Here is a 15513-nt window from a genome sequence, read left to right as displayed (position 1 = left end):
GAATTATTCAGCTCCAGAGCAGGTCCTCACTATGTCCGAGCAGTTTCTCTATTTCATTCAGCAGATGTTCAACGGGGTTACCCTCGGGAGCACCTACGCGCTGATCGCCATCGGTTACACCATGGTTTACGGCATTATCGGCATGATCAACTTCGCCCACGGCGAGGTGTACATGATCGGTAGCTATGTCTCCTTTATCGTGATTGCCGCCCTGATGATGATGGGCATCGATACCTCGTGGCTGATGATCGCCGCCGGTTTCGTGATGGCGGTGATCATCTCCAGCGCCTATGGCTGGAGCATCGAACGCGTGGCGTATAAGCCGGTGCGTTCGTCCAAGCGCCTGATCGCGCTGATCTCCGCGATCGGTATGTCGATCTTCCTGCAGAACTACGTCAGCCTGACGCAAGGCTCGCGCGATCTCGCGCTGCCAAGCCTGATCACCGGTCAGTGGACGCTGGGCGAGAGCAACGGCTTTGCTGCCACGCTCTCCACCATGCAATTGGTGATTTGGGTGGTGACCTTCTTGTCGATGCTGGCGCTGACGCTGTTTATCCGTTATTCGCGCATGGGCCGCGCCTGCCGCGCCTGCGCAGAAGACCTGAAAATGGCCAGCCTGCTGGGCATCAACACCGACCGCGTTATCTCTCTCACCTTCATTATTGGTGCGGCGATGGCGGCGGTAGCGGGCGTATTGCTCGGTCAATTCTACGGCTCCATCAACCCGTTCATCGGCTTTATGGCCGGGATGAAAGCCTTCACTGCTGCAGTCTTGGGTGGCATCGGCAGTATTCCAGGCGCGATGATTGGCGGCCTGGTGCTGGGCATTGCGGAAGCGCTGACCTCGGCGTATCTCTCGACAGAATATAAAGATGTGGTCTCCTTCGCGCTGCTGATTGTGGTGCTGCTGGTAATGCCAACCGGGATTCTTGGCCGTCCGGAGGTGGAGAAAGTATGAAACGCCTAGGTTTGGTCAACGCCGTGATCTCCACGGTGATGTTGCTGATTCTCGCGACCTTCTTTATGGGCGTGCGCCTCGATCTGGACGGCACCAAACTGGTGGTCGCCAACGCGGGCGCGGTGCGCTGGAACTGGATTTTCATTGGTTGTGCGGTGGTATTTGTCTTCCAGCTGCTGCGTCCGCTGGTGCAGGGTAAATTCAAACGCAGCGGCAAAGGTTTTGTCCTGCCGGGTTTTGATGGATCGACGCCAAAGCAAAAGCTGTTGATGGCGCTGGTGATTGCCGCCGCCGTAATTTGGCCGTTTCTGGTCTCGCGCGGCAGCGTGGATATTGCCACGCTGACGCTGATCTACGTGATGCTCGGTCTTGGGCTGAACGTGGTGGTGGGTTTATCCGGTTTGCTGGTGCTGGGCTACGGCGGTTTCTACGCCATCGGCGCGTACACCTTCGCCTTGCTGAATCACTATTACGGCTTTGGTTTCTGGGAAAGCCTGCCGCTGGCTGGTTTAGTCGCCGGGGCTTTTGGTTTGCTGCTCGGCTTCCCGGTGCTGCGCCTGCGCGGTGACTATCTGGCGATCGTCACGCTCGGTTTCGGTGAAATCGTGCGTATCCTGCTGCTGAACAACACCGCTATCACCGGCGGACCGAACGGCATTGCGCAGATTCCCAAGCCAAGCCTGTTTGGTCTGGAGTTTGGTCGTCGCGTCAGTGAAGGCGGCTGGAGCACTTTCCATGACTTCTTCGGCCTGAAATACGATCCCAGCGACCGCGTGATTTTCCTTTATCTGGTGGCGCTGCTGCTGGTGGTGCTGACGCTATTTGTTATCAACCGCTTGCTGCGTATGCCGTTAGGTCGTGCGTGGGAAGCGCTGCGTGAAGATGAGATCGCCTGCCGTTCGCTCGGCCTGAGCCCGACGCGCATCAAGCTGACTGCTTTCACCATCAGCGCCGTTTTCGCCGGCTTCGCTGGCACGCTGTTCGCGGCGCGTCAGGGCTTCGTCAGCCCGGAATCCTTCACCTTCGTCGAATCGGCCTTTGTGCTGGCGATTGTGGTGTTGGGCGGCATGGGCTCGCAGCTGGCGGTGATCCTCGCGGCGATTCTGCTGGTGGTATCGCGCGAGCTGATGCGTGATTTGAACGAGTACAGCATGCTGGTGCTCGGCGGTTTGATGGTGCTGATGATGATCTGGCGTCCACAAGGTCTGCTGCCGATGAAGCGTCCGCATCTGAAGTTGAAAAGCAGTAAACAAGGAGAGCAGGCATGAGTCAGCCTTTATTAGCCGTTGAAGGCCTGATGATGCGCTTCGGCGGCCTGTTAGCCGTCAACAATGTGGCGCTTGAGCTGCATCCACAGGAAATTGTTTCGCTGATCGGCCCGAACGGTGCCGGTAAAACCACGGTGTTCAACTGCCTGACCGGTTTCTACAAACCGACCGGCGGCACCATCAAACTGCGCGATCAGCAGCTGCAAGGTTTGCCAGGCCAGAAGATTGCGCGCATGGGCATCGTGCGGACTTTCCAGCACGTGCGTCTGTTCCGTGAAATGACGGTGATTGAAAACCTGCTGGTGGCTCAGCATCAGCATCTGAAAAGCGGCGTGTTCTCCGGCCTATTCAAAACCCCGGCTTTCCGTCGCGGTGAGAGCGAAGCTTTGGATCGCGCAGCAACCTGGCTGGACCGCATCGGTCTGCTGGATCTGGCGAACCGTCAGGCGGGCAACCTCGCGTATGGTCAGCAGCGTCGTCTGGAGATTGCGCGCTGCATGGTGACGCGCCCGGAAATCCTGATGCTGGATGAACCGGCGGCCGGTCTTAACCCGCGTGAAACGCACGAACTCGATGAGCTGATCGCCGAACTGCGCGGTGAGCACAAGGTTTCCGTGTTGCTGATTGAACACGATATGAAGCTGGTGATGGGCATTTCTGACCGCATTTACGTGGTGAATCAGGGAACGCCGCTGGCTAACGGCACGCCGGAACAGGTGCGTAACAATCCGGATGTGATCCGTGCTTATTTAGGTGAGGCGTAACATGGCAAACCCGATTTTAACTTTGCAGAATGTCAGCGCTCATTACGGTCCGATTCAGGCGCTGCACAACATTAATCTGCACATCAATCAGGGTGAAATCGTCACGCTGATTGGTGCCAACGGCGCGGGTAAAACCACGCTGCTCGGCACCTTGTGCGGCGAACCGCGCGCCACCAGCGGTAACATCACCTTTGATGGTAAAGAGATCACTGACTGGCAAACCGCGAAAATCATGCGTGAAGCGATTGCGATTGTGCCGGAAGGCCGTCGCGTGTTTTCGCGCATGACGGTGGAAGAGAACCTGGCGATGGGCGGCTTCTTCGCCACACGTCAGCAGTATCTGGAGCGTATCGATCGCGTTTATCAGCTGTTTTCTCGCCTGGCAGAACGTAAAGCGCAGCGCGCGGGCACCATGTCCGGCGGTGAGCAGCAGATGCTGGCGATTGGTCGCGCGTTGATGAGCCAGCCGCGTTTGCTGCTGCTGGATGAGCCGTCGCTGGGTTTGGCGCCGATTATCATTCAGCAGATCTTCGACACCATTGAGCAGTTGCGTAAAGAGGGCATGACCATCTTCCTCGTCGAGCAGAACGCCAACCAGGCGCTGAAGCTGGCGGATCGGGGTTATGTGCTCGAAAACGGTCATGTAGTGCTGGAGGATAGCGGCGAAGCGTTGCTTTCCAACGAAGCGGTTAGAAGCGCGTACCTCGGCGCGTAACTCGCGGTCGGCATGAATGCCGACCCTACAAAATCGCGTAGGGTCGCCATTTATGGCGACCTTTACCTTAGCATCTCAATTGCCCCGTCCTAAACCCCAATCGAACAAAACCTATCTGTCACATCCCCGTCATAAACCTGTTATTAATCCGTCATTTCCCCGTGTCATGTTACGTCGCGAACTAAAAAATGCGCGAATTCGCGCGTACTTAACAGCACAGGAAAAACCTTATGTCCGCTTTTACGCTTCGTCCCCGCCTGATGAGTGTCGTACTCGGTCTGGCGCTCAGCGGTAATGCGCTGGCTGCAACTGAGATCCCTTTCTGGCACTCAATGGAAGGCGAGTTAGGCAAAGAAGTTGATTCTCTGGCACAACGTTTTAACCAGGCTCATCCCGATTACAAAATCGTTCCGACTTACAAAGGCAACTACGAGCAGAGCTTAGCGGCGGGTATCGCGGCGGTGCGCTCCGGTAAAGCGCCTGCGCTGCTGCAGGTGTATGAAGTCGGAACGGCGACCATGATGGCGTCAAAAGCTATCGTCCCGGTCAACCAGGTGTTTAAAGACGCTGGCGTGCAGATGGATCCGAAGCAATTCGTGCCAGCCGTTGCCGGTTACTACAGCGACAGCAAAGGCCAGCTGATCTCTCAGCCGTTCAACAGCTCCACGCCGGTGTTGTACTACAACAAAGACGCGTTCAAAAAAGCCGGTCTGAACCCGGATCAGCCACCGAAAACCTGGCAGGAGCTGGCAAAAGATGCTGAAGCGCTGCGCAAAGCGGGCCTGACCTGCGGTTACGCCAGCGGCTGGCAGGGCTGGATTCAGATTGAAAACTTCAGCGCCTGGCATGCGCTGCCGGTCGCCACCAAAAACAACGGCTTTGACGGCACCGATGCGGTACTGGAGTTCAACAAGCCGGTGCAGGTGCGCCACATCGAAATGCTGGAAGCGATGAACAAGAAGGGTGATTTCACCTACTTCGGTCGCAAAGATGAATCTACCGCCAAGTTCTATAACGGCGATTGCGGCATCACCACCGCTTCTTCCGGTTCGCTGGCCGACATCAAACACTACGCCAAATTCAACTTCGGCGTTGGCATGATGCCGTACGATGAAACCGTACCGAACGCACCGCAGAACGCCATCATTGGCGGCGCGAGCCTGTGGGTGATGAAAGGCAAAGATGCCAACACCTACAAAGGCGCGGCGGAGTTCATGAAGTTCCTCGCCCAGCCGGAAATCGCTGCTGAATGGCACCAGAAAACCGGTTATCTGCCGATCACCACCGCCGCTTATGAGCTGACCAAGCAACAGGGCTTCTATGACAAGAACCCAGGCGCAGATATCGCTACGCGTCAGATGCTGAACAAAGATCCGCTGCCGTTCACTAAAGGCATGCGTCTGGGCAACATGCCGCAGATTCGTACCATCGTGGACGAAGAGCTGGAAGGCGTGTGGACCGGCAAACAGGCGCCGCAAGCCGCGCTGGATAACGCTGTGAAACGCGGTAACGAACTGCTGCGCCGTTTTGAGCAGCAAGTGAAGTAACGCTGTTATCTCGGGGCCGACGCCTGGCGTTCGCCCCGATTTTCTTCTTTGATTGAGTCTGCTATGTCCTCATCGCGCCCGGTATTTCGATCCCGTTTTCTGCCCTATTTGCTGCTGTTGCCGCAACTGGTGATAACGGCCATCTTCTTCTTGTGGCCAGCCGGTGAAGCCTTGTGGTATTCGCTGCAAAGCATTGATCCTTTTGGCATCTCCAGCACCTTCGTTGGGCTGGCAAACTTTAAACGCCTGTTCAGCGACGAATACTATCTGGCCTCCTTCTGGACCACCATTGAGTTCAGTGCGCTGGTGACGATTTGCGGCATGACCTTTTCCCTGCTGCTGGCGGCGCTGGTCGATTATGTGATTCGCCTGCGCAAGCTTTACCAAACCTTGCTGCTACTGCCGTACGCGGTGGCGCCGGTGGTGGCGGCAGTGCTATGGATGTTCCTGTTTAATCCGGGCCTCGGTTTGTTCAGCCATTTGCTGAACCAAATGGGCTACAACTGGAACTACGCGCAAAACAGCGGTCAGGCGATGTTCCTGATTGTATTGGCGTCGATCTGGCAGCAAATGAGCTACAACTTCCTGTTTTTCTTCGCTGCGCTGCAGTCGATTCCCAAATCGCTGGTGGAAGCAGCGGCGATCGATGGCGCCGGTCCGGTGCGTCGCTTCTTCAATTTGTCCCTGCCGCTGATCACGCCGGTGAGCTTTTTCCTGCTGGTGGTCAATCTGGTGTACGCCTTCTTCGATACCTTCCCGGTGATCGATGCCGCCACCGGCGGTGGTCCGGTTCAGGCCACCACCACGCTGATCTACAAAATTTATCGCGAAGGCTTCACCGGGCTGGATCTCTCTTCCTCCGCCGCGCAATCGGTGGTGCTGATGCTGCTGGTGATTGGCCTGACTATCCTGCAATTCCGCTTTGTCGAGCGTAAGGTGCAATACCAATGATTGAGAATCGACGCGGGCTGGATATCTTCAGCCATACCTTGCTGGTGCTGGGTGTGCTGACCATTCTGTTCCCGCTCTACATCGCTTTTGTCGCGGCAACGCTGGATAACGAAGCGGTGTATCAGGTGCCGATGACGCTGCTGCCGGGCACGCATTTGTGGGAGAACATCTCGCGCATCTGGACGCACGGCGTGAATGGCAGCGGCCCGGCATTTGGCATGATGATGCTCAACAGCCTGCTGATGGCGCTCGGCATCACCATCGGCAAAATCAGCGTCTCGATGCTCTCCGCCTTCGCGCTGGTGTGGTTCCGCTTCCCGCTGCGCTCGCTGTTTTTCTGGCTGATTTTCATCACCCTGATGCTGCCGGTGGAAGTACGTATTTTCCCCACGGTGGAAGTGATTTCGACGCTGAATATGCTCGACAGCTACAGCGGCTTAACGCTGCCGCTGATGGCGTCGGCTACCGCCACTTTCCTGTTCCGTCAGTTCTTTATGTCGCTGCCGGACGAGCTAATTGAAGCGGCACGTATCGACGGTGCCAGCCCGATGCGCTTCTTCTGGGACATCGTGCTACCGCTGTCCAAAACCAATCTCGCCGCGCTCTTCGTGATCACCTTTATCTACGGCTGGAACCAGTATCTGTGGCCGCTGCTGATCATCAACGATGCCAGCCTCAGCACCGCTGTCGCCGGAGTGAAAAGCATGATCAACAGCAGCGGCGGCCCGACGCAGTGGAATGAAGTGATGGCGGCAATGTTATTAACCCTGATTCCACCGGTGGTGGTGGTACTCGTGATGCAACGTGCGTTTGTGCGTGGCCTGGTAGAGAGTGATAAATAAATGGCAGGCGTAACCCTTCAGACCGTTACCAAATCGTATGACGGCAAAAATCAGATCATTCAGCCACTGAATATCACCATTAACGATGGCGAATTTATGGTGATGGTCGGCCCTTCCGGCTGCGGTAAATCGACGCTGCTGCGCATGGTGGCGGGCCTTGAGCGCGTATCGTCGGGTGATATCTATATCGACGACAAACGCGTCACCAACATGGAACCGAAAGATCGTGGCATCGCCATGGTGTTCCAGAACTACGCGCTCTATCCGCATATGACGGTGGGCGAAAACATGGCGTATGGCCTGAAAATTCGCGGCATGGGCAAAGTGCAGATCGATCAACGCGTAATGGAAGCGGCACGCAGCCTCGAACTGGATCATCTGCTGCATCGCCGCCCGCGCGAGTTGTCGGGCGGACAGCGTCAGCGCGTGGCGATGGGGCGCGCTATCGTGCGTGAACCGGCGGTCTTCCTGTTTGATGAGCCGCTGTCGAATCTGGATGCGCGCCTGCGCGTGCAGATGCGCCTTGAGCTGCAACAGCTGCATCGCCGCCTGAAAACCACCAGCATTTACGTGACGCACGATCAGGTGGAAGCGATGACGCTGGCGCAGCGCGTGATGGTAATGAACAAAGGCGTGGTAGAGCAGGTCGGCACGCCGGTGGAAGTGTACGAGCGTCCGGCCAGCCAGTTTGTTGCCTCGTTTATCGGCGCGCCCGCCATGAATTTACTGCCGGGACAAATCAGCAGCGACGGCACGCGTTTCACGCTGGATGCGCTCAACAGCTTGCTGCTGGGCGAGAGCAAAGCCAAATGGGCCAATCGCCCGCTAACGCTCGGCATCCGTCCCGAGCACATCAAACTCAGCAGCCGCGACGCGGGCGGCATTCCGCTGGTGGTAGAGACGCTGGAGATGCTCGGCGCGGATAATCTGGCGCACGGCCGCATCGGTAATGCGCGCATGGTGGTACGTTTGCCGCACAGCGAGCGCCCGCAGGCGGGCAGCACCTTGTGGCTGCATCTGCCGTCAGATGCGTTACACTTCTTCGATTCAACCTATGGAAAGCGTCTGGAATGAGTCAACACAACTGGCCTTATCCGCACATTGTCGCGCATCGCGGCGGCGGCAAACTGGCTCCGGAAAATACCCTCGCGGCGATTGATGTCGGCGCGCAGCACGGTCACACCATGATCGAGTTTGATGCCAAGTTGTCGGAAGATAAGCAGATTTTCCTGCTGCATGACGACACGCTGGATCGCACCAGCAACGGTTGGGGCGTGGCGGGCGCGCTGTCGTGGCATAAGCTGTCACAGCTGGATGCCGGCGGCTGGTTTAGCCGCGATTACGAAGGCGAACCGCTGGCGCTGCTGAGCGAAGTGGCCGAGCGTTGCCGCCAGCATCAGATGATGGCGAACATCGAGATCAAACCCACCACTGGACAGGATGTGGAAACCGGCCGCAATGTGGCGCTGGCCGCACGCGAACTGTGGCAAGGACAAACCGCGCCGCTGCTCTCCTCGTTTTCTTACGCCGCGCTGGAAGCGGCAATGGAAGCGGTGCCGGAACTGCCGCGCGGTTTGCTGCTGGATGAGTGGCACGACGATTGGCAGGCGCTGACTTCGCGTCTGGATTGCGTGTCGATCCATTTGAACCACAAATTACTCGACGCCGAACGCACCGCGCAGCTAAAAGCGGCCGGTCTGCATATTCTGGTGTATACCGTGAATCAGCCCGCGCGGGCGCGCGAGCTGTTAGGTTGGGGCGTCGATGCTATCTGCACCGACCGCATCGATATTATCGGGCCCGACTTCCGTTAGTTCTGCTGCTGATTCTGGCCCGGCTGCGACTGAATCACGCGCTGCTGGGCGCTATCCCGCTGTTCCTGCACCTTGCGCTGTACATCCTGACTTTGCTGCTGCTGACTCTGCAGTAACTTGAGCTTCTGCTGTTGCTGCTGACTCTGCATCTGCGACTGCATCCGCTGCTGGCTCGGGTTATAGCCGGGTTTGTTCGGGTCGTTGGTGCTGTTCAACGTATTTGCCATGCTGCTTAACGGCAGCAATGCTGCGATCATAATTAGCCATTTGTTCATGGTCTTCCTCCATTAATGCAGCCTGCTTTGTGCTGATGCTGCCAATGTGGCGACACGCGCTGCAGCCATAAGTTTATGCAATATCACAAACTCCTGAACCAGGAGTGCACCTAATTTGGCTTTACTGCTACGCTTTTTACAGTGTTTGCAAACACTTGCATCAATAAATAACAAATGGATACCCAAAATAATTCAAGGCGCAGGAAGGCGGCAAACGAGAGAGTCCCGATGAGCTTACACAAGTAAGTGATTCGGGTGAACGAGAGCAGCCAACGCATCTGCACCTTGAAGTATGAAGGGTATAAATAACTTTAAAAGGGTGGTGGCAGGATGAGGATACAGGGCAACGTGCGGCAGTTCGGCTGGGCATTATTGATGAGTTTTACCGTGGTGCAGGGTGCACAAGCCGCGCCCGCCAACGCGCCGCCGGTTTCGTATGGCGTTGATAGCGATACCTTTCACCCGGTAAAAGCCAAACATGGCATGGTGGCATCGGTGGATGCGATGGCGACGGAAGTTGGCGTCGATATTCTCAAGCAGGGCGGTAACGCAGTGGATGCCGCCGTTGCGGTCGGTTTCGCGCTGGCGGTGACGCATCCGCAGGCCGGTAACCTCGGCGGCGGGGGCTTTATGCTGCTGCGTACCGCATCCGGACGTACCACCGCCATCGACTTCCGCGAAATGGCACCGGCGCGCGCATCACGCGATATGTTTCTCGATAAGCAGGGCAATGCTGATAGTAAGTTGTCACTCACTTCTCACTTAGCTTCAGGCACGCCGGGCACCGTGGCCGGTTTTGCGCTGGCGGCACAGAAATACGGTACCTTGCCGCTGAGCAAATTACTGGCGCCCGCCATTAAACTGGCGCGCGACGGCATCGTGGTGAACGATGCGCTGGCCGACGATCTCGCCACCTACGGCAAAGAGACGTTGATCAACCACGACAACAGCCGCGCGATTTTCTACAAAGCCGACGGTAAGCCGTACCAAAAGGGCGAACGTCTGGTGCAGAAAAACCTCGCACATAGCCTGCAGCTGATCGCCCAGCAAGGTCCGGATGCGTTCTATAAGGGCAAAATCGCCGATGAAATTGCCGGTGAAATGGCGCAGCACGGCGGCCTGATCGGCAAGCCGGATCTGGCGGCTTATCGCGCGGTAGAACGCAAACCGGTGAGCGGCACCTATCGCGGCTACGAAGTGTTCTCCATGCCGCCGCCATCCTCCGGCGGGATTCACATCGTGCAGATCCTCAATATCCTGGAAAACTTCGACCTCGCGAAATTTGGCTTTGGCAGCGCCGATGCCATGCAGGTGATGGCGGAAGCGGAAAAATACGCGTATGCCGACCGTTCGGAATACCTTGGCGATCCTGACTTCGTTAAAGTGCCGCAGCAGGCGCTGACCAGCAAAGCCTACGCCAAAACCCTGGCGCAGCAGATTGACGTCAACAAAGCGCGTCCATCCAGCGAGATCAAGCCGGGCAAACTGGCGCCGTATGAAAGCAATCAAACCACGCACTTCTCGGTGGTGGATAAAGATGGCAACGCGGTGGCAGTGACCTATACGTTGAATACCTACTTCGGCAGCGGCATTGTTGCCGGACAAAGCGGCATCTTGATGAACAATGAAATGGATGATTTCTCCGCCAAACCGGGCACGCCCAACGTCTACGGCTTAGTCGGCGGCGAGGCGAATGCGGTGCAACCGGCCAAACGTCCTCTATCATCGATGTCGCCCACCATCGTGGCAAAAGACGGTAAAACCTGGCTGGTGACCGGCAGCCCAGGCGGCAGCCGCATTATCACCACCGTGCTGCAAATGGTGGTGAACAGCATCGATTTTGGTATGAACGTTGCGGAAGCGACCAACGCACCGCGCTTCCATCATCAATGGTTGCCCGATCAGCTGCGCGTGGAAAAAGGCTTCAGCCCGGATACGCTGCGCCTGCTGGAAGCCAAAGGCCAGCATGTGAAAGTGATGCCGGCAATGGGCAGCACGCAGAGCATTATGATTGGGCCGGATGGCACGCGCTATGGCGCATCGGATCCGCGCTCGGTGGATGATTTGAGCGCAGGTTACTAATCACTTGTAGGGTCGCCATTCATGGCGACCTGATTTCCAGGTGCGCATTAATGCGCACCCTACAAGCAACCGGCGAATTCACATTAACCTTTCAAGCGCGCCATATAATGCGTATCCACCATTTCGCCGTCGCGCATCGCGTGTCGACGCGCGGTGCCTTCAATCTCAAAGCCAAACTGCTGATACAAGCCAAGCGCTTTGTGGTTATCGGCGAATACCGTCAGTTCAATGCGCGTTACCTGCAGCCAGTTGTCGCACAAATCAATCATTGCTGACATCAGCGCTTTACCCACGCCGCGCCGATGAAAGGCAGAATCGACGCCCATGCCGAACGTCGCCGTGTGGCGACGGCGCGGCACCGACAGCACTTCAAGAGTGAGTTGTCCGGCAATCTGATCGTCAATACACGCCACTAGCATCTGTACACCCGGACGCGGATTGCTGAGGCGTTCCTGCCACAGCGTCGGCGATTGAAACGGCAGATGCAGCGTGCTGGCCTGCGGTTCAGGCTGGCTATACATACGCGTTAAAGCGGCGGCATCTTCGGGAATGGCGTGACGAATGACGATCTGACTCATAGAGCGCTCCTTGTGCAAAATGGAATAAATCCCCTTTAACATCAAGGAATTCACATCGTTCGTCAACGCAAAATAATCCGCAAAAATACTTTACAGACGCGAATGATAATGATTATTATTGTCATGCGAGCTCGGAAACGTCTCCTGACAACCGGGTAAGCACGACATTGCTCACATTGCTTCCAAGTATTATTTAGCCAGCTCGGGTGCTGGCTTTTTTTTTACCTTTTACATTGTGTACCAGGTTGCTGCACCGGGCCCGACCGGCAGATTGAAGACAAACACCCACAGTACAAACAGCAGCGTCCAGCCAATCATAAACACCACAGAATAAGGCAACATCATCGCCACCAGCGTTCCGATGCCCATGTCGCGACGATAGCGCGCCGCCACCGCCATAATCAGACCAAAGTAACTCATCATTGGCGTAATCACGTTGGTTACCGAATCACCAATGCGATAAGCCGCCTGAATCACTTCCGGCGCAAAGCCGACCAGCATTAACATCGGTACGAAAATCGGGGCGGTAACCGCCCATTGCGCCGAGGCGGAGCCAATCATCAGGTTGATAAAGCCGCAGATCATGATGAAGCAGACAAACAGCAGCGGCGCGCCCATATCCAGTGACGCCAGCAGATTGGCGCCTTTCACCGCCACCACGGTGCCGAAGTTGCTCCAGTTAAAGAACGCCACGAACTGCGCAGCAAAGAACACCAGTACGATGTACATGCCCATGCTGCTCATGCTGGCAGACATGGCGTTGATCACGTCGCGATCGTTGCGCATATTGCCAATCATGCGGCCATACACCATGCCGGGAATGGCGAAGAAGACAAAGATAAACACCACAATGCCTTTCAGGAATGGCGAGCCCGCCAGCGTGCCGGTTTTCGGGTTGAGCAACACGCCATAGCCTGGAATCACGGTCAGAATCAGCAGCAGCGTAACGCCGAGAACCGCCCAACCCGCGCCTTTCAGCGCGCGACGTTCTTCTGCCGATAGCGCGCCCATATCGCCACGCACCGCCTCGCCTTCGCTGTCCTGATACTTGCCCAGTTTGGGTTCGACAATGCTGTTAGTGATCCAGGTGCCAAGAATGGAAATCACGAAGGTACTGACAAACATGAAGTACCAGTTCACTTCCGGGCCAACATGGTAGTTAGGATCGATAATCTGTGCAGCGCTTTGGGTAATGCCAGACAGCAGCGGATCAATGGTGCCGAGCAGCAAGTTGGCGCTGTAGCCGCCGGAAACACCGGCAAACGCCGCCGCCAGGCCCGCCAGTGGATGACGTCCCAATGAGTGGAAAATCATCGCCGCCAACGGAATCAGCACCACATAGCCCAACTCAGAAGCGGTATTGGATACGATACCGGCGAAGACGATGGTGAAAGTGATGAGCTTTTTCGGAGCGTTAAACACCAGCGCGCGCATCGCCGCCGAGAGCAGCCCTGAATGCTCGGCAATTCCCACGCCGAGCAGCGCAACCAGCACGGTGCCGAGCGGCGCAAAGCCGGTGAAGTTGGTGACCAGATGGCTGACGATGCGTTGCAAACCATCGGCACTCATCAGGCTAACCACGTGAATCACACCATCCGGTGCACGGCCTGCCGCACCAACCGGGCGCGGATCGATCACGCTGACGCCGAAGGCGGCAGCAATCGCGGAGGCGACGATGATGAATAATGCAAACAACGCGAAGAGCGTAATCGGATGCGGTAATAAGTTTCCTAGCCACTCAACGGTATTGAGAAAACGCTCAATCGGGCGTTTGGCTGGTGTAGAAGAATGGTCCGTCATAATGATCCTTGTTTTGTCATTTAGTCTAATGTGCAGGACTGCCGATGCTCTTTGTTCTCTTCCTGGTTAGCTACAAGACCATTCTCGGAAGTAACGAGAAGCCTGGTGCGCATGAATGTGCACCCTACAAAACCCCCGCCGTATAACCGTAAGGTCGCCATTAATGGCGACCGATTTCCCGCAAAACCTTAACCTGACAAAAAATGATAAACTCGGGTTATCTCCGATCTCAGGCGCATACGATGAAGAAGAAAAGACCGGTATTACAGGACGTTGCCGATCGCGTCGGCATCACAAAAATGACCGTCAGCCGCTACCTGCGCAACCCGGATCAGGTCTCGGTGGCGCTGCGCGATAAGATCGCCGTGGCGCTGGATGAGCTCGGTTACATCCCCAATCGCGCGCCCGATATGCTCTCTAACGCCACCAGCCGCGCCATCGGCGTGCTGCTGCCTTCGCTGACTAACCAGGTTTTCGCCGACGTTTTGCGCGGGATCGAAGCCGTTACCGACGAAGCGGGTTATCAAACGCTGGTGGCGCACTTTGGCTATAACGCGCAGAAAGAGGAATTGCAGCTGCGCTCGCTGCTCGGCTGGAACATCGATGGCGTGATCCTCACCGAACGCACCCATACGCCAGGCACGCTGCGCATGCTGGAAGTGGCGGGCATTCCGGTGATTGAGATGATGGATTCGGTAACGCCTTGCCTCGATATGGCGGTGGGCTTCGATAACGTCGAAGCCGCGCGGCAGATGACGCATGCTATTCTGAAAAAAGGCCATCGCCACACCGTCTATCTCGGTGCGCGCCTTGATGAACGTACCTTGCAGAAGCAACAGGGCTACGAGAAGGCGATGCGTGAAGCGGGGCTCACGCCACATAGCGTGATGATGGAGGATGCCTCCTCGTTCAGCGCCGGCGCGCAACTGCTGTGCGAAGCGCAAAAGCGTTATCCCGAAACCGACAGCCTGTTTTGTACCAACGATGACCTGGCGGTGGGCGCGATGTTTGAGTGCCAGCGTCAGGGATTGCGCGTGCCGGAGCAGATGGCGATTGCCGGATTCCACGGCCACGACATCACGCAAGTGGTGAATCCGCGCCTCGCCACGGTGTTAACGCCGCGCGAGCGTATGGGACGCGAATCGGCAGCGATGCTGCTGGCGCGTATTGGCGGCGATCGCACGATGACACAACCGCTGGATGTTGGCTTTGAAATCTCCGAAGGTGACAGCATCTGATTTTGGCGATTTTTTGAGTCAGTTCACACTTTCGTGCTTTTCCGCCTGAGAAGGGTTGCCAGCCTTTCAGTGGGCTCTGACAATGGCAACTCGATTTGTTATCGGTAACATTGGGCAGAATTCACTGCCGGAGCGCAAAACAATGACAACGCCATCTCCATCGCACCACGTCTTTATCCTGATGGGCGTTTCCGGCAGCGGAAAATCTGCCGTCGCCAATCAGGTCTCTCATCAGTTAAACACTGCGTTCCTCGATGGGGATTTCCTCCATCCGCGCAGCAACATCATGAAAATGGCCGACGGTCATCCGCTGGACGACAACGATCGCCAGCCGTGGCTGCGTGCGCTGAATGATGCGGCGTTTGCTATGCAGCGCACGCAGGAGATCTCCATCATCGTCTGTTCGGCGCTGAAAAAGTCCTATCGCGACATCCTGCGTCAGGGCAACGAGAACCTGAAATTTATCTATTTGCAGGGCGACTTCGAAACCATCGAATCCCGCCTGAAAGCGCGTAAAGGCCACTTCTTCAAACCGCAGATGCTGGTGACGCAGTTCGCCACGCTGCAGGAACCCGGCGCGGATGAGCCCGATGTACTGGTGGTTGATATCAATCATTCACTGGATGAGGTAGTTGCGGCCACGGTTGCGACCATTGAGGGTGCAATCAACAAGGGTTAGTC

The 15513-nt window shown here is 56.6% G+C and carries 15 protein-coding genes; 12 read left to right on the top strand and 3 right to left on the bottom strand.

Features of this window, described 5'->3' with window-relative positions; all coding sequences use genetic code 11:
- Window positions 1–31: 31 nt before the first annotated feature.
- The 9 genes from livH to ugpQ all read left to right on the top strand — a co-directional run bounded on the left by livH (window position 32) and on the right by ugpQ (window position 8859).
- Window positions 32–958 (top strand): high-affinity branched-chain amino acid ABC transporter permease LivH, encoded by a 927-nt coding sequence (gene livH, locus FHW71_RS13315; RefSeq protein ID WP_008109897.1) that lies wholly within the window; start codon window positions 32–34, stop codon window positions 956–958.
- Window positions 955–2226: a high-affinity branched-chain amino acid ABC transporter permease LivM gene (locus FHW71_RS13310; protein ID WP_061718402.1), complete on the top strand. Its 1272-nt coding sequence runs from the start codon at window positions 955–957 to the stop codon at window positions 2224–2226. The genes livH and FHW71_RS13310 overlap by 4 nt, the downstream gene beginning before the upstream one ends.
- The gene (gene livG / locus FHW71_RS13305) at window positions 2223–2990 is read left to right on the top strand and encodes a high-affinity branched-chain amino acid ABC transporter ATP-binding protein LivG (protein ID WP_008109900.1); all 768 of its coding nucleotides are present in this window, start codon (window positions 2223–2225) and stop codon (window positions 2988–2990) included. The genes FHW71_RS13310 and livG overlap by 4 nt, the downstream gene beginning before the upstream one ends.
- Window position 2991: 1 nt before the next feature.
- Window positions 2992–3705, top strand: coding sequence for a high-affinity branched-chain amino acid ABC transporter ATP-binding protein LivF (gene livF, locus FHW71_RS13300; protein ID WP_008109901.1), 714 nt, complete (start codon window positions 2992–2994; stop codon window positions 3703–3705).
- 230 nt (window positions 3706–3935) lie between these two features.
- The gene (gene ugpB, locus FHW71_RS13295) at window positions 3936–5252 is read left to right on the top strand and encodes a sn-glycerol-3-phosphate ABC transporter substrate-binding protein UgpB (RefSeq protein ID WP_008109903.1); all 1317 of its coding nucleotides are present in this window, start codon (window positions 3936–3938) and stop codon (window positions 5250–5252) included.
- Between the two features lie 63 nt (window positions 5253–5315).
- Complete coding sequence (gene ugpA, locus FHW71_RS13290; RefSeq protein WP_008109906.1) at window positions 5316–6203, top strand: sn-glycerol-3-phosphate ABC transporter permease UgpA; 888 nt, start codon at window positions 5316–5318, stop codon at window positions 6201–6203.
- Complete coding sequence (gene ugpE / locus FHW71_RS13285) at window positions 6200–7045, top strand: sn-glycerol-3-phosphate ABC transporter permease UgpE (RefSeq protein ID WP_008109907.1); 846 nt, start codon at window positions 6200–6202, stop codon at window positions 7043–7045. The genes ugpA and ugpE overlap by 4 nt, the downstream gene beginning before the upstream one ends.
- Complete coding sequence (locus tag FHW71_RS13280; protein WP_008109908.1) at window positions 7046–8119, top strand: sn-glycerol-3-phosphate import ATP-binding protein UgpC; 1074 nt, start codon at window positions 7046–7048, stop codon at window positions 8117–8119.
- Window positions 8116–8859, top strand: coding sequence for a glycerophosphodiester phosphodiesterase (gene ugpQ / locus FHW71_RS13275; protein ID WP_179451812.1), 744 nt, complete (start codon window positions 8116–8118; stop codon window positions 8857–8859). The genes FHW71_RS13280 and ugpQ overlap by 4 nt, the downstream gene beginning before the upstream one ends.
- Here ugpQ and FHW71_RS13270 read toward each other — a convergent pair.
- Window positions 8856–9134, bottom strand: coding sequence for a DUF2756 domain-containing protein (locus FHW71_RS13270; protein WP_179451813.1), 279 nt, complete (start codon window positions 9132–9134; stop codon window positions 8856–8858). The genes ugpQ and FHW71_RS13270 overlap by 4 nt on opposite strands.
- Window positions 9135–9464: 330 nt before the next feature.
- On the opposite strand from FHW71_RS13270, the gene ggt reads away from it, so the two are divergent.
- Window positions 9465–11216, top strand: a complete 1752-nt coding sequence (gene ggt / locus FHW71_RS13265; protein ID WP_061718397.1) for a gamma-glutamyltransferase — start codon at window positions 9465–9467, stop codon at window positions 11214–11216.
- A gap of 83 nt (window positions 11217–11299) precedes the next feature.
- Here ggt and FHW71_RS13260 read toward each other — a convergent pair whose 3' ends face one another.
- Window positions 11300–11794 (bottom strand): GNAT family N-acetyltransferase, encoded by a 495-nt coding sequence (locus FHW71_RS13260; RefSeq protein ID WP_179451814.1) that lies wholly within the window; start codon window positions 11792–11794, stop codon window positions 11300–11302.
- Window positions 11795–12022: 228 nt separating this feature from the next.
- Entirely contained in the window at window positions 12023–13594 is a 1572-nt protein-coding gene (locus FHW71_RS13255) for an AbgT family transporter (RefSeq protein ID WP_179451815.1), read from the bottom strand.
- Window positions 13595–13836: 242 nt separating this feature from the next.
- Between FHW71_RS13255 and gntR the strand changes: the two genes are divergently transcribed.
- Both gntR and gntK read left to right on the top strand, forming a co-directional pair.
- The gene (gene gntR, locus FHW71_RS13250; RefSeq protein ID WP_154194851.1) at window positions 13837–14832 is read left to right on the top strand and encodes a gluconate operon transcriptional repressor GntR; all 996 of its coding nucleotides are present in this window, start codon (window positions 13837–13839) and stop codon (window positions 14830–14832) included.
- A gap of 142 nt (window positions 14833–14974) precedes the next feature.
- Entirely contained in the window at window positions 14975–15511 is a 537-nt protein-coding gene (gene gntK, locus FHW71_RS13245; RefSeq protein ID WP_179451816.1) for a gluconokinase, read from the top strand.
- The last annotated feature ends 2 nt before the right edge of the window (window positions 15512–15513 follow it).

The organism is Enterobacter sp. Sphag1F, assembly GCF_014193275.1.
Taxonomy (GTDB): domain Bacteria; phylum Pseudomonadota; class Gammaproteobacteria; order Enterobacterales; family Enterobacteriaceae; genus Pantoea; species Pantoea symbiotica.
Note: the sequence above shows the minus strand (reverse complement) of the source record. Positions and strands in the feature narration are given on the sequence as shown.